The 18232-nt window shown below is 44.3% G+C and carries 12 protein-coding genes; 10 read left to right on the top strand and 2 right to left on the bottom strand.

Going from position 1 to position 18232, the window contains the following annotated elements; genetic code table 11:
- Positions 1–108 precede the first annotated feature (108 nt).
- The 9 genes from yicI (at position 109) to ACQCT8_RS14795 (ending at position 14668) form a co-directional block, all read left to right on the top strand.
- A complete protein-coding gene (gene yicI / locus ACQCT8_RS14835; RefSeq protein ID WP_426872293.1) occupies positions 109–2439 on the top strand; it encodes an alpha-xylosidase in 2331 nt (776 codons plus the stop codon).
- On the top strand, positions 2436–4463 hold the full coding sequence (locus ACQCT8_RS14830) for a beta-galactosidase (RefSeq protein WP_426872291.1): 2028 nt from the start codon (positions 2436–2438) through the stop codon (positions 4461–4463). Before yicI ends, ACQCT8_RS14830 begins: the two co-directional genes overlap by 4 nt.
- Positions 4460–6799 (top strand): glycosyl hydrolase family 95 catalytic domain-containing protein, encoded by a 2340-nt coding sequence (locus tag ACQCT8_RS14825; protein WP_426872289.1) that lies wholly within the window; start codon positions 4460–4462, stop codon positions 6797–6799. The genes ACQCT8_RS14830 and ACQCT8_RS14825 overlap by 4 nt, the downstream gene beginning before the upstream one ends.
- Positions 6729–7469, top strand: a complete 741-nt coding sequence (locus ACQCT8_RS14820; RefSeq protein WP_426872287.1) for a YesL family protein — start codon at positions 6729–6731, stop codon at positions 7467–7469. The genes ACQCT8_RS14825 and ACQCT8_RS14820 overlap by 71 nt, the downstream gene beginning before the upstream one ends.
- A gap of 218 nt (positions 7470–7687) precedes the next feature.
- Positions 7688–9502: a cache domain-containing sensor histidine kinase gene (locus tag ACQCT8_RS14815; protein WP_426872285.1), complete on the top strand. Its 1815-nt coding sequence runs from the start codon at positions 7688–7690 to the stop codon at positions 9500–9502.
- A 4-nt stretch (positions 9503–9506) separates the two neighbouring features.
- On the top strand, positions 9507–10973 hold the full coding sequence (locus ACQCT8_RS14810) for a response regulator transcription factor (RefSeq protein ID WP_426872283.1): 1467 nt from the start codon (positions 9507–9509) through the stop codon (positions 10971–10973).
- A gap of 212 nt (positions 10974–11185) precedes the next feature.
- On the top strand, positions 11186–12076 hold the full coding sequence (locus ACQCT8_RS14805) for an ABC transporter permease (RefSeq protein WP_426872487.1): 891 nt from the start codon (positions 11186–11188) through the stop codon (positions 12074–12076).
- A 12-nt stretch (positions 12077–12088) separates the two neighbouring features.
- Entirely contained in the window at positions 12089–12991 is a 903-nt protein-coding gene (locus ACQCT8_RS14800) for a carbohydrate ABC transporter permease (protein ID WP_426872281.1), read from the top strand.
- Between the two features lie 21 nt (positions 12992–13012).
- A complete protein-coding gene (locus tag ACQCT8_RS14795) occupies positions 13013–14668 on the top strand; it encodes an ABC transporter substrate-binding protein (RefSeq protein WP_426872279.1) in 1656 nt (551 codons plus the stop codon).
- A gap of 116 nt (positions 14669–14784) precedes the next feature.
- Here the strand turns inward: ACQCT8_RS14795 and ACQCT8_RS14790 are convergent, their stop codons facing one another.
- Positions 14785–15027, bottom strand: a complete 243-nt coding sequence (locus ACQCT8_RS14790) for a hypothetical protein (protein WP_426872277.1) — start codon at positions 15025–15027, stop codon at positions 14785–14787.
- Between the two features lie 32 nt (positions 15028–15059).
- Positions 15060–15692, bottom strand: coding sequence for an HNH endonuclease family protein (locus ACQCT8_RS14785; protein WP_426872275.1), 633 nt, complete (start codon positions 15690–15692; stop codon positions 15060–15062).
- Positions 15693–16280: 588 nt separating this feature from the next.
- Between ACQCT8_RS14785 and fbp the strand changes: the two genes are divergently transcribed.
- A complete protein-coding gene (fbp, locus tag ACQCT8_RS14780; RefSeq protein ID WP_426872273.1) occupies positions 16281–18212 on the top strand; it encodes a fructose-1,6-bisphosphatase in 1932 nt (643 codons plus the stop codon).
- Positions 18213–18232 lie beyond the last annotated feature (20 nt).

Raw genomic sequence — 18232 nt, 5'->3', positions numbered from 1 at the left:
AGTTTCAATCCCTAAAAATGACATGATTATGTGTGAAAGACGAAGGGATGTAAGCGCTTTTTTGTGATGATATACTGGCAAAAACATCATGGAAAAGAGGAGTTTTATATGAAATTCAGCAATGGGAATTGGATGGACAGGGAAGGCTTTACTCTGCAATATCCGTCACAGCTGCATGATACAGCCGTTCACGAAGACAAAGCAGTTTTGTATGCCCCGTTTGTTCCTGTGGTACATAGAGGGAATACACTCGACGGAGGTATGATGACGATTGAGTTGACAGCACCGGCAACAGATGTCATTGGTGTGAAACTGATTCATCATAAGGGGAAAATGAAGGAATTTCCTTCATTTGAAGTAAGATCTGGTGAGCCGTCCTTTCATACAGAAGACACAGATCGTACGTTCACGTTCCAAAGCGGCCGGCTAAAAACGGAAGTGAACAAGTCTGGTGGATGGTCTGTTCAGTTTAAAGGGGACGATGAGCTGTTAACTGAAACAGGCTCGAGAAATATGAGTTATATCATGAGTGATGAAAAGCAGGTTTTCATGCGCGAACAGCTTTCACTGGATGTGGGGGAACTTATTTACGGTCTTGGAGAGCGGTTTGGCCCATTTGTGAAAAATGGACAAAGCATTGATATTTGGAATGAAGATGGCGGCACAGGAAGTGAGCAGGCCTATAAGAGTATTCCATTTTACATAAGCAGCAAAGGATACGGAATTTTTGTCAATCAGCCGGAGAACGTCTCGTTTGAAGTTGGGTCTGAAAAAGTGTCCAATGTACAGTTTTCCGTTAAAGGGGAGTCGCTGGAGTACTATGTGATCTATGGTCCGACAATGAAAGAAGTGCTGAAAAAATACACCGATTTAACGGGAAAGCCATCTTTGCCGCCTGCATGGTCGTTCGGATTATGGCTGAGCACGTCCTTTACGACCGATTATGATGAAGAAACCGTGAACCAATTCGTAGACGGCATGATTGAAAGGGATATTCCGCTTGATGTATTTCACTTTGACTGCTTTTGGATGAAAGAGTTTGAATGGTGCAACTTTGAGTGGGATGACCGTGTATTCCCGGAACCGGCTGCCATGCTTAAACGATTAAAGGAGAAGGGGTTAAAAATCTGCGTGTGGATTAATCCCTACATAGGACAGAAATCACAGCTGTTTGACGAAGGTCAGCAAAAAGGCTATTTACTAAAAAGAGAGGACGGCTCGGTCTGGCAATGGGATAAATGGCAGGCAGGGCAGGCGATTGTGGATTTTACCAATCCTGATGCCTGCAAGTGGTTCGAAGAAAAGCTTGAGGTACTGATGGACATGGGAGTGGATTCGTTTAAAACCGATTTCGGCGAACGGATCCCGACTGATGTCGTATACCATAATGGGGAAGATCCCGAAAAAATGCACAATTATTACACCTATTTATATAATGAAACGGTCTTTAATCTTTTAGAACGCAAAAGAGGTAAGGGAGAGGCTGCTCTGTTTGCTCGTTCTGCGACTGCAGGAAGCCAAAAATTCCCTGTCCACTGGGGAGGAGACTGCTGGTCCAACTACCGTTCGATGGCGGAAACGCTTCGCGGGGGGCTGTCTTTCACCTTATCCGGTTTCAGCTTCTGGAGTCATGACATTTCAGGCTTTGAACATGGAGCAACGCCTGATCTTTATAAACGCTGGACACAATTTGGTCTGCTGTCTTCACACAGCCGCTATCATGGGAATTCTGAATACAAGGTGCCATGGAAATACGGGGATGAGGCAGTGGACGTGACACGGAAGTTTACCAAGCTGAAAAACCGATTGATGCCCTATTTATTTTCTCAGGCATGTGAAGCAACTGAAAGCGGTGTGGCCATGATGCGTCCAATGGTACTGGAGTTTCCCGAAGATGATACATGTCAGTATCTTGACCGGCAGTATATGCTTGGGGATTCACTTCTTGTTGCGCCGATTTTCAATGATAAAGGAACGGTGCGGTATTATGTTCCAAAAGGAAGCTGGACTAATATATTAACTGAAGAAAAAATGGCAGGCGGACGCTGGTATACAGAAGAACACAGCTATATGACTTTGCCGCTTCTGGTAAAAGGATCGTCCCTTTTGATTACAGGAGCTCAGGAACAAACAGCTGAGTACGATTATCTGCAGGGTGTGACCGTACATGTATTTGATCTTCAGGATGGGGAAACGGCTGCTGCGGATGTTTGGACAAAAGAGGGAGAAAAAGCAGGGTGGGCAAAAGCCTCGCGAAGCGGAAACACCATCACGGTAGAAACAGGAGGCTTGTCAGGCTGTACTCTCCACCTCCATCGTGAAGATATAGACCGGGCTGACGTCGGAAAGCTTGAAGCTGCAGGAAAAGGTAAAACGCTTGTTATGACAGGAGATAAAGCAGTTCTTTCACTAAATGAGAGAAGAGAGTCTCATTTATGATTCATGAAAAAGTAAAAAAAGTGCTCTACGGAGGCGACTACAATCCGGAACAATGGCCAAAAGAGATTTGGAAGGAAGATATGAGAATCACAAAGCTTGCCGAAATGGATATCATGACGGTCAATGTGTTTAGCTGGGCAAAGCTGCAGCCAGATGAAGACACCTACGATTTTTCCACACTTGATGAAGTTATGGATCTACTGGCGAAAGAAAATCGCTTTGCATGCCTTGCCACCTCTACTGCAGTGCATCCGGCCTGGATGGCGCATCGTTATCCCGATGTTTTGCGGACAGATTTTGACGGCCGGAGAAGGAAATTTGGTCTTCGGCACAATTCCTGTCCGAACAGTCCCTTCTACCGCCGCTTCGCAGGGAGGCTTGTTGAACAGATTGCAAAGAGGTATCACAATCATCCTGCGCTCCTGCTGTGGCATGTATCCAATGAATTTGGAGGAGATTGCTACTGCAGCCAGTGCGAAGAAGGCTTTCGGAACTGGCTCAAAAACAAATACGGTTCGCTGGATGAAGTGAACAGGGTGTGGAATACCTCATTTTGGGGTCACACATTTTACCACTGGGACGAAATCGTAGCGCCAAATAATCTCAGTGAGCATTTGGGTCAATATGATTACACAGCGTTTCAAGGGATTTCACTCGACTACCGACGCTTTAACTCAGACAGCATGCTTGATTGCTTTAAGCTTGAGCGGGACATTTTAAAAAAATGGACGCCTGGGATCAGTGTAACGACTAACCTGATGGGGACGTATAAACCTCTTGATTATCATAAATGGGCGAAAGAAATGGACATTGTATCATGGGACAGCTATCCGCAGGCAGGATCTTCCCCGCTTTTAAATTCGATGAGCCATGATGTTATGCGCGGGTTAAAACAGGGTCAGTCCTTCATGCTGATGGAACAGACACCGAGCGTAACTAACTGGCATCCGTACAATGAACTGAAGCGGCCGGGTGAAATGAGGCTTCACAGCTGGCAGGCGATTGCTCATGGGGCAGATACCGTGATGTTTTTCCAAATTCGGCGGTCGATCGGTGCGTGTGAGAAATTTCATGGAGCGGTTATTGATCATGCAGGTCATGAACACACCCGTGTTTTCCGAGAATGTGCAGCGCTTGGCAATGAACTGACTGCTCTTGGAGATACGCTACTTCACGCCACAACTCCTGCTAAAGCCGCCATCCTGTTTGACTGGGATAATTGGTGGGCGATGGAGCTGTCAAGCGGACCGAGCCGGGACTTAAACTATGTTGAGGAAGTATTTAACTATTACGAAGCGTTCCAGCGATGCAATGTTCCGGTAGATCTGATTAGTGCAGAGGATGATTTGAGCAGCTACCAAATCGTCGCAGCGCCGGTGCTGTATATGGTGAAGCCGGGAATGGCAAAGAAACTCGAGGCTTTTACCCAAAGCGGCGGGACATTTATTACCACTTTTTTCAGCGGAATCGTCGATGAAAACGACTTAGTCGTAACAGGTGGATATCCTGGTGAACTTCGCACTTTGCTTGGCGTATGGGTGGAAGAAATTGATTCCCTGCCTCCTGGTAAAACCAATAAAGTGGTGATGAAGGAAGACGGGAGTGAATACGAGGCCTCCATCTTATGCGATTTGCTTCATTTAGAAGGGGCTGAAGCGGTTGCGTCATTCGCCAGCGATTTTTATGAGGGGATGCCCGCACTGACAAAAAACCGCTTTGGCCAAGGACACGCCTGGTATGTGGCGGCAAGTATGGATCATGAATTTACGGAGCGGATTGTTTCATCGCTGTGCACCTCTCATGGTCTTAAGCCTCTGCTTGGGTCAAAGGCTCCTGGCGACGTTGAAGTGACGGCGCGTGAAAAAGACGGCGTCACGTATATATTCCTATTAAATCATTCACAGGAGAGCGGGACAGTTTCATTAGATAAAATCTACACGAATATACTGGATGGAGAGGAATATGAAGGGGCCATCGATCTTTCTCCATATGGCGTGGCAGTATTGAAGGAGAGAGGACATTGAGCGGCAGAAGCCTGCAAGTGCCAAGACACGGTACGCACAGTCTGACTCCTGCCTTAACCTGGCAATTCGGTCATATGACAGGCAATGGGGAAATGGGAGTGATTCAGTATGGGCCGCCCGAAAAAGAGCGGATCGTCTTAAGCCATGCAGAGCTTTTTATGCCGCTTGGCTCTCCAAACTCCATTCCGGATATGGCGCCTTATTTGGAGGAAGCGCGGAGAATCAGCCGATCAGAAGGATACAGGGCTGGACATGATTACTTTATCCGAAAAGGGGAGGAACTGGGTCATACGATTATTTCAACCGACCCTTTTCATCCCGCATTAACACTTGTGATCGAGCAGGAGGAGGCAAGTGGAGCAGGAGACTATAGCCGCTCGGTTAATTATGCAACCGGCGAAATCACCTCCCGTTGTGAGACGTTTACGCATCAATTGTTTGCCTCTCGTCCGGACGGCTGCGTCATACTGCGAATTTCATCCAGCCATCCGCTTCAAAATGTACGTCTGTCAATTGAAGAAGCAGGCCATCCAGGGGTAAAAGCCGATGTCCAATTCAAAGGGGAAACCTGGGACGGAATCCACTCCTATACACACGGTGGCGGGTATCGAAGCAAAATTGAAACAACTCATAATGGTGAAGCGAGATTTGCAGACGGGTGTTTAATTATAAACGGTGCGACAACGATTGAACTAAAAATGAGAGTGGCTCCAAAAATCGGGAGTGACTTCTTATTCTCAAGTGGCAGCTATGCAGAATGCTTTGAACGTCACCAAAAAGAACATAAAGAGCTATTTTACAAGGCTTCATTGGATTTAAGTGGAGGAGAAAGAAGAAGCTGGACAGGTGAAGAACTGCTTAAAGAAATCAAAGAAAAGGGTGTACTGCACCCTGCACTGATTGAAAAATGCTACGACGCAGGACGCTATATGTTCTTGTGCAGTGCAGGCAGCCGCCCCCCTAATCTGCAAGGGATCTGGACGGGCACCTTTGATCCGCCGTGGTCCTCGGATTACACCATGGACTCGAATTTGCAGCTGGCGATGGCATCCGTTTTCAGTGCCAACATGCTGCACGGAATGGAACCTTATACGCGCCTGCTGGAATCCTATATGGATGACTTCCGTTATAATGCCAGAAGGATGTTTGGCTGCAGGGGAATTTTATCGGGCGTTTGTGCCTCTTCGGGCGGACGTCACACTCATTGGGGCGATTCAAGCTGGGGGGACCGGGAGTGCGATACATTTTTTGGTGCGTTTTGGACGTGCGGCGCAGGGTGGCTGGCTCATTGGCTTTTTGATTATTATCAATACACTGGAGACCTCGAATATTTACGTGATCATGCCCTTCCTTTTATGAGGGAAGCAGCACTGTTTTATGAGGATTTTTTAATAGAAGAGGACGGCAAACTGCTTTTTTTACCGTCCTATTCAGCGGAAAATGGGATTGCTGCCAATAGTACGATGGACATTGCGGTGGTTAGAGAGCTTCTGACCAATTTGATTAGGGCACATACCCTTCTTGAGACAGGAGAAGAAGACATTCCACGCTGGCAGAAGATGCTGGAGAAGCTGCCTTCTTACGAATTAACTGAGGATGGTGCATTGAAGGAGTGGGCTGTAGCCGATCACGAAGAAAATGATAACCACCGCCATTTTTCACACTTGTATCCGCTGTTTCAAAGCTATGAATTTACCCCGGAAAAAACCCCGGTTTTATGGAAAGCGGCAGAAAAAGCTTATCAAAATAAGCTGAAGCATTGGCTGTACAATCCGGATACAGATACATCGTCTCATGGCCGTATGCATGCAGCTCTCTGTGCGGCGAGACTTGGAGACGGTAAAACCATCGTGAATATAATGAAAATGATGCTTTCAGGAGGTGCAGTGTATCCAAGCTTTATGACCGCACATTTTGAAAATCACCATGTGTTTAATGTGGATGCAAATGGGGCGTTTCCCGAACTGGTTCAAAATACGGCACTCTTTTCTTTGCCAGGCAGGATCGAACTGCTTCCGGCACTGCCGGTTGAAATGAGTAAAGGTATCTTAAGAGGCATGCTGTGCCGGGGAGGATTGACTGTCCTCCGGTTTAACTGGAATGTACCAGCCGGCATTATGCAGCTGGTCATCAAGTCAAAAACAGAGCAGGACGTTGTCTTCTTTACCCGGCAGCCCGGATGGTCACTAAATGAAGAGGAAGGAACCGAGTGGATGCAAACTTTACCCGCAGAAGAACCGATTCAACTTGAATGGAGGAGATCGTATGCAAATGGGCGGAATGCTTGGAAGTGTGCACCAGAGTGCGAGCTGGATCACAAAGGGAGCAAGCCTTAACTTTCTGTGGTTTTTATGCAACGCTCCGCTTTTTTTTATACTGGCGGATTATTGGGCAAACGGCGGAGAGCTGGCTTTAGGGCTGGGTGTACCTATTGCCCTCGTGCCGCTGCTGTTTTTTCCGTCCACAGCCGCCTTGTTTGCGATTGTCCGGAAGTGGGTGTTGAAGGAAGAGGAGACGGTGTTGTCCTTTTTTCAATATTTTAAAGACAACTTCATTCAAAGCCTGATCGGAGGAGTGTTTTTTACGATTGTCTGGACCGGCTGGCTTGCACAGGCCGGATCACTTCCTCAGGTGGTTATCGTCATCATCAGCAGCTGGCTGATGGCATGGATGTTCTTTTTCTTTACGTTTCAAGTACATTTTTCCGTAAATGTACTGCACACAATTAAAAATGCAGTAATTATGACTGCTATGAGACCGCTCTCTGTCGTCATGATAGCTGCCATGGCGGGGACGCTCTTTTACATCTCTTCTATCTACACCTTTTTACTGCCTTTTTGTTCAGCCGTTGTTCTTGCTTATATTGCGTTTAGTCTCTTTTACCGCTTTTATCAGGTAAGACTGACTCAGCAAACGGAATTTGTAAAGGAGGAGAATATGGAAAGTGCCGGGCATACCCGTCCTATATCAAAACTCGATATGGCCATTTCAAAAGCAAGTGAGTAGCGCAAATGAAAAATCCTGAGGAACATTTGCCTTATGAAAAATCCGAACGCAATCGAAATTTTTTCAGTTTCGATTGCGTTCGGATTTTGCTGTTTATATGTAATTAAGCAATTTTCAGCAGGTATCTGGAGTTGAATATCACTAATTTTGACATGAAAATAGATACAGTATACACTTTCAGAAAACAAAACAGATCATGATAAAATGAGGTAACATAATTGGAAGCGCTTACAGATGAACAGGAAGGTGTTTATGTGAAAAAGTGGCTGCTTTTGCGGTTTAACAATATGAAATTGCCAGAGAAGTTTATTTGGTTTTTTCTCATTATCGTTGTATTTCCGATTCTGTCTGCAGGTATCTATTTAACAAATGAAATGCGTCAGGACGCTCTTGATGATGCGATTGCCCAGTCTGCATTAAATAATGAGCGGGTTCGTCAGCGGACATCGGAAGTGCTTCGTGTGCCTGTATTTGTCTCCAACAACCTTATGTTTGATGACCGTCTCAGAATGCTTGTCAATACCCGGTTTACAAGAACAAACGAGGTGGTGGAAGCCTATCGTTCATTCAATACGTTTTCTTACTATAAACAATACTACCCTGATATACAGTCCATCAGATTGTATACACAAAATCAAACAATGATCAATAATTGGGAACTGATCCCACTGAATGAAACGATAATGGACGAAACCTGGTACCGGGAAGCAGCCGCTGATGCCGGGTTTATGAAATGGCAGTACATAGAAGATGAAACAAAAGGCGGCAAGCCTTATCTAAGCCTGATTCGCCGCATCAATTTTTTAGAGGAAAAAAGCTTCGCTATTTTAATTATTACGATCAACCCTGCTGTTTTAGATGTAATTTTAAATCAGGAAATGTTTTTAACGATGATTGTAGATGAAAATGATCATATTGTTGCCTCCAATGACCCTTCAAATAAAGGTCAGAAGCTCGGCACGGTTTTGGACGACAGTACAGAAGATGATGAGGAGGTGCTATATGAAGCGGTTGTAGATGGCAATGCTTCTCAAATTATAACTAGTGATATTTTAATCGATGAATTAAGTCAAAATCGGCTTCGTGTAGTATCTGCTGTTCAGCATCATCATATCGTTGGCAACGCAAATGCCCTGGCCGCAAAAGGGGCACTCATGACGGTTTTAGCTGCACTTGTGGCGATTGGATTTATTGCCATTATGTCCCGTTTGTTTTCAAAAAGGCTTGATGAGCTAAGCGTTAGGATCAGCAGAGTTGCCACAGGAGACTTATCGACAAGTGTTGAAATGTCAGGCAATGATGAAATTGGGGAACTGTCCCGTCAGTTTCAGCACATGGTGGAAGAACTGGATGCATCGATTGAGACCCTGAAGGAATCAAACAGCCAAAAAGCACAGCTGCAGCGTAACCAGGCAGATATAAAATTGAAGATGATGGCAAGTCAAATCAATCCCCATTTTTTATTTAACACGCTTGAATCAATCCGGATGAAAGCCCATATGGAAGGGGCAAAGGAAGCGGCAGGCATTGTTAAGCTGTTAGGAAAGCTGATGAGAAAAAGCATTGAGACTGGCGGGCGACCGGTTCCTGTGGAAATGGAATTAGAAATGGTCCGCTGTTATTTGGAAATTCAATCGTTCCGCTATGAGAAACGTCTCTCCTATGACCTTTTTGTAGATCCTTCAGCAAAAGATGTGTATATTGAACCTCTTATTATTCAGCCGCTTGTGGAAAACTCAGTTATTCACGGACTTGAAGATAAAGACGACGGAGGAAGGGTATCTGTTTATGTTCAAATCGTGTCTGGCGGGATGAAAGTGACCGTAAAAGATGACGGTAAAGGATTTACAGAAAAACGGCTATCTGAAGTGCTCCATTTTATTAATGATACAGAAGAGGAAAATCGAATTGGGTTAAGAAACGTGCATCAGCGGCTTCTGCTGACATATGGCGAATCATCCGGACTGCAGATTAGAAGTGATGAAGGAGAAGGTACAGTGATTCATTTTGTGATTCCTATACAAGGAGAGTGACATGATGCGTGACGTTTTGATTGTAGATGATGAACCGATGATCCGAGAGGGACTAAAGACGCTGATTGACTGGGAGGAATACGGCTATCGTGTGGTCGGACTCGCCAGAAATGGAAGAGACGGCTATGAAAAATTTCAGCAACTGAAGCCGGATTTAATTATAGCCGATATTAAAATGCCGGAAATGGATGGAATTACACTGCTCGAAACACTTCGCGATGAATCAAACAATATCCGCTTTATTCTTCTAAGCGGTTATGCTGACTTCAACTACGCAAGGCGTGCCATCAGCTGCGGTGCTGAGGCTTACTTGCTTAAGCCGATTGATGAAGATGAGCTGATTGAGAAGCTTATCGAGATTCAGTCATCTTTTATTCCCGCTGTCCATCAACCAAGCCGGTCCAGCGCCTGGAAAGAACTTTTTCAGCATATTCCTGATGAAAATGGTACTGAAGCCATTTCTATTTTTGAACAAAAAGGAATTTGGCAGGGACCCTCCCGCCTTTTAGTCGTAAAGCCTGGTCGCTATTTGCAGCAGTGGCAGCAGAGGATAGATGAACTGGTCCACCGGACGGAATCAGTGATTGTTTTTCCTATTAAAGACCTCTTTATTTTTATTTTGCCCGTCTCTTCCCATGCAGCTACATTCCTGCAGGAACTTGGCGAATCATTGCCTTATCACGTGGCAGCCTCTGCGGTTCTTCATCAGGTACAAGATAGCCTGCTGCAATGGAAGGACATTCAGCGGGTAATGGATTCATCATTTTACATACCTGAAAAAACAGTCCTTCAGCAGCCGTTTGATCGTGAAGATGTGGTAACAAGAGAATGGCATCCGGATGTGTACCGCAATCGTCTTTTCTTTGCCCTGGAAGCTTCAAGCAGTGAAGCAGCGTACGCCATATTAGATGAGGTAATGGAAGAATGGAAAGCAAGAAAATGGCCGGAGCAGACAGTGAAAAAAGAAGCAGCTTCCCTATGCAATCAGGTGATGAATAAACTTGCTGCCGTCCATCCCAGAAAACAATCATTGCTTCTCAAAACGGGATTAAAAACAACGGAGTTATATGAGGCTTCTTCAATGGAAGCTATGCACGTATCATGCAAATCTTTTCTCACAGCGGTACTTGACATAATGGATGACGGTACACCGGACAGCGTCATGAATAAAATGATTGACTTGATCCGCACACGCTATAACGAAAATTTGAGACTCGAAACGCTGGCCGGGATCTTCAACTATAATAGTGCCTATCTGGGAAAGCTCTTTAAGAGCCATACTGGTGAATACTTTAATACGTATGTAGATAAAGTCCGCACCGAAAAAGCGAAAGAGATGCTGAACAAAGGCTATAAAGTATATGAAGTCGCAGAAAAAGTCGGGTATGCAAATGTGGATTACTTTCACCGGAAGTTCAAAAAGCACGCAGGTGTCTCTCCAACGGCTTTTAAAAACAAGTTCAACCAATAAAGATGTCCGTTCTCCATTGCTTTAAAACAATGAGGACGGACATCCTTTAATTTTGACATGATTTTTAACGCAAATCAGCAGGTATTGAACCTGGATCTTTCCTTGTAAGATGGAGGTATAGAACAGGGGGAGATAAAGTGGAATCGGTTGAAAAGAAAGCGCATACAAAAATAAACCGTTCTGCCAAAACACAGCACAGATTTTTTAAAACGATGAAGCAGCAAAAGTATTTATATGCGATGTCTGTTCCATTTGTTCTGTGGGTGCTTGTATTTAATTATGTCCCGCTTTGGGGCTGGACCATGGCCTTTCAGGACTTTAAACCGGCAAGGTCTTTCATGGAGCAGGAGTGGGTGGGTCTTGCGAACTTTACGGCCCTTTTTCAGGATGAACGGTTCTATTTAGTTCTCCGCAACACGCTGGCGATGAGCGTCATGGGGCTGGCGATTGGATTTGTTGTTCCGATTATTTTTGCGGTTTTTCTGAACGAAGTGCGTGTACGGGCATTTAAAAGAACGGTTCAGACGGTATCCTATTTGCCCCATTTTGTCTCATGGGTCGTTGTGGCGGGCATTGTTACCAAGATGCTTTCTACCGACGGGGGAATCGTCAATGAAATGCTGATGGCAGCAGGCTTTGTAAATGAACCGGTTCAATTTATGACAAAAGGCGAATGGTTCTGGATGATTGTGACGCTGTCGGATTTGTGGAAGGAGATGGGCTGGAATTCGATTATTTTTTTGGCCGCAATGGCAGGGGTTGATCCGCAGCAATACGAAGCAGCGAAAGTAGACGGTGCGAGCAGGCTGCGTCAAATTTGGCATATAACGCTGCCCGGGATCCGGCCTACCATTCTTGTGGTACTGATTTTATCCATCGGCCACTTAATCACCATCGGTTTTGAAAAGCAATTTCTACTCGGCAACCCGATTGTCGTGGATTACGCTGAAGTGCTTGACCTGTATGCGCTAAATTATGGAATCGGTCTTGGCCGTTTCTCCTACGGAACAGCGATTGGAATTTTCAACTCACTGGTAAGTATCGTTCTGCTGTTTCTTGCAAATGGCATCTTTAAGCGCTACACGAATCAAAGTGTCATGTAAAGGAGGGATATTATGAAAGGAAGCAGAAAAGGATGGGATGATCGGCTGTTTGATGTAGTGAACTATTCATTTTTAACAGTCGTTTTACTCGTGACGCTTTATCCGTTTTTAAATGTGCTGGCGATTTCATTAAATGAATCCACCGATACAGTTAGAGGCGGCATTACCATTTTCCCCCGGGAGTTTACACTAACCAATTACCAGACCATTTTTGAGTACGATAATCTGATCACCGGCTTTATAAATTCTACCTTACGTACGGTAATCGGCACGGTGCTCGGTGTTGTGTCCTCTGCTATGGTAGCGTTTACATTAAGCAGGGCAGATTTTCAGGGAAGAAAAGCTTTCTCAACCGTTCTTGTTCTTACGCTTTATTTTTCCGGCGGTCTGATTCCCGGCTATATGTTAATGCGTGATTTACAGCTCATTGATACATTCTGGGTCTACGTCCTTCCGGGGATGGTAAATGCTTTCAACATTATTATCGTCCGTTCGTTTATGGATGGACTGCCGTTTGCTTTACAGGAATCAGCCAAAATGGATGGTGCTAATGACTTTGCTATTTTCTGGCGGATCATCCTGCCGCTATGTACACCGGTACTTGCAACAATCGCTCTTTTTATCGCAGTAGGCCAATGGAATTCATGGTTTGACACCTACTTATACAATAGTTCCAATCCGAGTTTAACTACACTGCAGTTTGAATTAATGAAAATACTGCAAAATACCACAATGGGTTCTACAGATGCCAATGCATTCCGTGATGCTCAAGGTCAGGAGGCAGCTTCTTCTGTGTCACCGGAATCGATTAAAATGGCTATCTCAATGGTTACCATTATTCCGATTTTGCTGGTTTATCCATTTCTGCAGCGGTTTTTTGTGCAAGGCATGACGCTTGGAGCAGTAAAAAGCTAACTAGAAAAAGGGGAGAAATCGATGAAAACAAAGTGGAGAAGAGCAAGTGCTGTGTTCATTATGGGGACCATGCTTACAGTGGCAGGCTGTCAAAGTGACAATGCAGCGACAAAAGAAGAAACAACCGGCCCAGTCACGTTTTCACTCTTTAGTGCAGATCCTCATTCCCAGTGGGACAACATGGAAAGCCCGGTCAGCCAGAAGGTAAAAGAGGCAACAGAAGTCACGATTGAGCCGGAATTTGACGTTGGAGGCGGAGAGCAGAAGATTCCTCTTATGATCGCAAGCGGTGAATATCCGGATTTGATTCTGCCAAAAGGAAATGCAGGCAAACTGGTCGATGCGGGTGCGCTCATTGATTTAACGGATCTGATTGAAGAGCATGCGCCGAATCTGAAAAAAGTATATGGTGATTATTTTAACCGGTTAAAATGGAGCGGAGAAGACGAATCCATTTATATTTTGCCTACTTCACAAGTGGATCATACCTACTGGGCACCTGGAAATGGCTTTATGCTGCAGCATGATGTAGTAAAACAGCTGGGTTATCCGGAAATTCGTACAGTAGACGATTTTGAGAATGCAATCAGAGACTACAAGGAAAAGAACCCAACTATTGACGGGCAGCCAACTATCGGGTTGTCATTGCTGGCTGATGACTGGAGAATCATGATTTCAACAACGAATCCGGCTTTTTACGCAACAGGTGCTCCGGATGACGGCGAATTTTATATTGATCCCGAGACATATGAAGCGACGATGCATTATCGCCGTCCTGAAGAAAAAGAGTACTTTAAGTGGCTGAACCATATGAACGCTGAAGGTCTGCTGGACCAGGAGAGTTTTGTTCAAAAGTATGATCAGTACTTGGCGAAAATATCCTCTGGCCGTGTGCTTGGCCTGATTGATACAGACTGGGAAGTAGGAGACGCACAGCGGGCACTTCGTGAAGCAGGTAAAACAGAGAGAATGCATGGGATGTATCCCGTCACTTTAACAGAAGAGTATAAACATCCGAACTTCCAGGATACTGGTTATCTTGGAGGGTGGGGGATCGGAATCACAACAGAATGTGAAGATCCGGTAAGAGCGATAAAGTTCCTGGATTACCTGGCATCTGAGGAAGGTCAAATTCTTCAAAACTGGGGAATCGAAGGTGAACATTATACAATTGAAGACGGCAAACGTGTCATTTCTGATGAAGAGATGAACGAGCGCAATAACAATGCCAACTATGCGAAAAATACCGGCATCGGAGTATTAAGCGGTTTTGCCCCGTTGTATGGGGATGGGGTAACGGATTCAACCGGGCAGACTTATTCCATAGCCAGTCCGGATCAAATCATTAATGCTTACACCGATACAGAAAAAGAAGTACTGTCCAACTACAATGTAGAGATGTGGAAAGACCTTTATCCGCAAAAAGAAGAATTCCCTGTAAAACCATGGGGTGCAGCGTTTAATATGCAGGTGGAAGCTGGTTCTGATCTTGAACTGATCATGCAAAAATCCCTGGATGTTGTGAAAAAACGAATACCTGAAGCCATTTTGGCAGACCCGTCTGAGTTTGACGATGTATGGGAGAGCTTCATGGCTGACCTGGAGAGTGCAGGTGTTGAACAGGCAGAGGCAGATTACACAGAAATGATTAAGGATCGACTTGAGCTTTGGCAGTAACAGTGGTATAAAGTAAAAAAAAGACATTGGAAGTCAATTCTTCCAATGTCTTTTTATGTAACTATTTAATGGAAAACTGCTTCATAACTCATTGAAGGAATGGCGTCACTCACTTGTTATGGCCGCTCCAGCACAGCAGCAAGCATACGGTGGACAACTTCATGGTCACTCGGATCGTTCAGGCGGTAGTCTTTGCCGGGTAAAGTGTACCATTCCTTGGCTCCGGCATATGTAATGGCAAGGGTAAGCATACCGCTGTTATCACAAGTTGTGAGAAGCTCAAGCTCTCCACTGATGACACCAACTTCAGCAGTCATGACGCCATGAGTTGCAGTGAAAGTGGTCGACTTTTTATCCATGAGAGAAACTCCTTTCCAGTTTGAATTTACAATTAATATGAACAGGTGTTAAGCATTGTTTGCAGTGAAGTCTTTTCAGATTCCTGAAGGCTAAGGTTCCATGTGTGCTTTGTGTTAATCCACCATTTAGCATATCCGCAATGTGCGCTGTAGCGGGGAGGCTGCCAAGTTGATGGATCCTGGTCCCCTTTGGAGCGGTTAACACTGGCGGTTACGGCAATCAGATGCGGACCGCTTAAGTCATTTGCAAATTCACGGCGCTGTGCTTCTGTCCAGCTGCTTGCTCCGGAGCGCCATGCTTCAGCTAGAGGAACGACATGATCCACATCAAGTTCAGATGGAGAATAGACCGTGATGCCGTCGAAGTAGCTGTACCACTTGCCGGATGTGACAGGGCAGTCCCCGCTGTAATAGTCAGCATCGCGCTGAAGAACCAATTGACGGGTATCACAGCCGCTGCCCTGTCCGATCCAGTGAGGAAATTCATCACGCGAATAGCCGGCCATTGAGCTTTCCGCTTCTACCGTAAGCGAGTTTAGTTGAGATTGGGCAGCTGACTTGGAAGGGGTGTCTGGCAAAAAGGCTGAAGCTGGCTGTGCATCAAACTGAAAAGCAGCAATAGACAAAAGCAGGGCAAAAACAAATACCATCGATTTTTTTAACAAAATAATGCCTCCTAGTATGTAATTTTATATATTTACATTCTGTTCATGTGAATTGAACAAAATGTGAATACCGCGGGTAGGGGGAGTACATTAAATTAAATAGTATAATTGTTATCTGACAGATAAAACAGAAATGTTTCTAGTTGCAATGATAGAGAATAGGCCGATCATATAACAAGTTAATTATTTGTAAACTGACACTTTTCTCAGCTTACTTTTGTGTTTCCTGAGAGTGAAAAAGTAGTGAGGAATGAATCATTTTACTCTTTAAAAAATCTCCCATAGATAAAATGATAGAGTAAGCCGTTGAGAACAAGGAGTTATTGCTTGATAAATTCTGGTTCAATAGGACAATAAAGCAAATCGATATAGCACAGGTCGATTTACTGAATCTTAATATGAAAGATTTTGGTTTCTATTCCAAACACTTCATTTAGTTTGAATAAGAACGAGGCAGAATTCCTATTCGAAATTCTCATGAGTAATGCCCAATAGAATGATAAGATGGAAAGGGAAGGATAATGATGATCGATAAGAATACATAAAAAAATGTTTGAAGTGAATGCAACAGAAGGGGGCTTCATTGTAATGGACAAAAATTATCTGGATTTACTTGCGCAGAAATATAACAGCGAAGAAAAAGTCGTGACTGAGATTATTAATTATGAAGCGATCTTAAATCTGCCTAAAGGCACGGAGCATTTTGTAAGTGACTTACATGGGGAATACCAGGCGTTTCAGCATGTACTGAGAAATGGATCCGGAAGAGTGAAAGAGAAGATTAGGGACATTTTCAGCGGGGTCATATATGAAAATGAAATTAATGATATGGCGGCGCTCGTGTATTATCCTGAAGAGAAATTACAGATTATTAAAAATAGTTTTGATAACGAAAAAGAGCTGAATCACTGGTATAAAGAAATGATCCAGCGGATGATTAAGCTGATTTCCTATGCATCTTCTAAATATACAAGGTCGAAGCTGCGAAAGGCTTTGCCGGAACAGTTTGCGTATATCATTGAAGAACTGCTGTATAAGAAAGACGAATTTGCGAATAAAGAGCAGTACTATAACAAAATCGTTCAGCAGATTATTTCGCTCGGACAGGCGGATAAGCTCATTATTGGACTTGCCTACAGCACGCAGCGGCTTGTCGTGGATCATCTTCACGTTGTTGGGGATATCTATGACCGGGGACCCGAGCCGGATAAAATTATGGAGGCGCTTATTCACTATCATTCTGTTGATATCCAGTGGGGCAATCATGATGTGCTCTGGCTTGGTGCGTTTTCCGGATCCAAGGTGTGTCTTGCAAATATCATTCGAATCTGCGCACGCTATGACAATCTGGATATTATTGAAGACGTGTATGGCATCAACTTAAGACCTCTTTTGAACCTGGCTGAAAAATACTACGAGGATAATCCGGTATTCAGACCAAAAACCCAAACGGATAAAAACACCTCTGACCATGAACGGCTGCAAATAACGAAAATTCATCAGGCGATTGCGATGATCCAGTTTAAGCTTGAAAGCCCAATTATTAAAAGACGTCCTAATTTCAATATGTCAGGCAGGCTTCTGCTTGAAAAAATAGATTTTGAAAAAAATGAAATTGATATAAATGGAAAAAAATATGGTCTTGAAAATACCTGCTTTAAAACGGTTAACCCGCAGCAGCCGGATGAGCTTTTAGAAGAAGAAAGCAAAGTGATGGACAAGTTGTTATTTTCGGTCCAGCATTCAGAAAAATTGGCCAGACATATGAATTTTCTCATGAAAAAAGGGAGTCTTTATTTACAATACAATGGGAATCTATTAATTCATGGATGCATTCCTTTAGATGAAAAAGGAAATATGGAGAAAATGATGATCGAAGATGAAACCTATGCAGGCCGAGAGCTGCTCGATCTTTTTGAGCAATGTCTCCGCCGGTCATTTGCCCATCCTGATCAAACCGAAGACCTTGATACGGATATGGTTTGGTATTTGTGGACCGGGCAATACTCCTCCCTTTTCGGAAAGCGCGAAATGACCACCTTTGAACGGTATTTCATTCAGGATAAAGAAGCGCACAAAGAAAGAAAGAATCCCTACTACCATTTACGTGAAAAGGAGGAAATCTGCCGCAGCATCCTTGAGGAATTCGGCCTCAATCCGGATCAGGGTCACATCATTAACGGCCACACACCGGTGAAGGAAATCGACGGGGAAAATCCAATTAAAGCGAATGGCAAAATGATCGTGATTGACGGCGGCTTTTCAAAAGCCTATCAATCTAAGACTGGCATCGCGGGCTATACGCTATTATATAATTCCTACGGCATGCAGCTGGTCGCTCATCAGCACTTTAATTCAAAAGAAGACATCTTGATTAATGGAACAGATGTATTATCCGTTAAAAGGCTGGTAGATAAAGAGCTAAAAAGAAAAAAAGTGATGGAAACAAATGTTGGAGAAGAACTGCTTCAGAAGGTCACCCTGCTGAACCGTTTAATGGAATACCGTTATATGAAATGATTAGAATAAACGAATTGTAT

The organism is Jeotgalibacillus proteolyticus, assembly GCF_050107735.1.
Lineage (GTDB): Bacteria > Bacillota > Bacilli > Bacillales > Jeotgalibacillaceae > Jeotgalibacillus > Jeotgalibacillus proteolyticus_A.
Note: the sequence above shows the minus strand (reverse complement) of the source record. Positions and strands in the feature narration are given on the sequence as shown.

What these genes read in the sequence shown, in the direction of transcription:
- yicI (WP_426872293.1), top strand. Translation starts at nt 109, where the DNA reads ATGAAATTCAGCAATGGGAATTGGATGGACAGGGAAGGCTTTACTCTG.
- ACQCT8_RS14830 (WP_426872291.1), top strand. Translation starts at nt 2,436, where the DNA reads ATGATTCATGAAAAAGTAAAAAAAGTGCTCTACGGAGGCGACTACAAT.
- ACQCT8_RS14820 (WP_426872287.1), top strand. Translation starts at nt 6,729, where the DNA reads ATGCAAATGGGCGGAATGCTTGGAAGTGTGCACCAGAGTGCGAGCTGG.
- ACQCT8_RS14810 (WP_426872283.1), top strand. Translation starts at nt 9,507, where the DNA reads ATGCGTGACGTTTTGATTGTAGATGATGAACCGATGATCCGAGAGGGA.
- ACQCT8_RS14805 (WP_426872487.1), top strand. Translation starts at nt 11,186, where the DNA reads ATGAAGCAGCAAAAGTATTTATATGCGATGTCTGTTCCATTTGTTCTG.
- ACQCT8_RS14800 (WP_426872281.1), top strand. Translation starts at nt 12,089, where the DNA reads ATGAAAGGAAGCAGAAAAGGATGGGATGATCGGCTGTTTGATGTAGTG.
- ACQCT8_RS14795 (WP_426872279.1), top strand. Translation starts at nt 13,013, where the DNA reads ATGAAAACAAAGTGGAGAAGAGCAAGTGCTGTGTTCATTATGGGGACC.
- ACQCT8_RS14790 (WP_426872277.1), bottom strand. Translation starts at nt 15,027, where the DNA reads ATGGATAAAAAGTCGACCACTTTCACTGCAACTCATGGCGTCATGACT.
- fbp (WP_426872273.1), top strand. Translation starts at nt 16,281, where the DNA reads ATGGACAAAAATTATCTGGATTTACTTGCGCAGAAATATAACAGCGAA.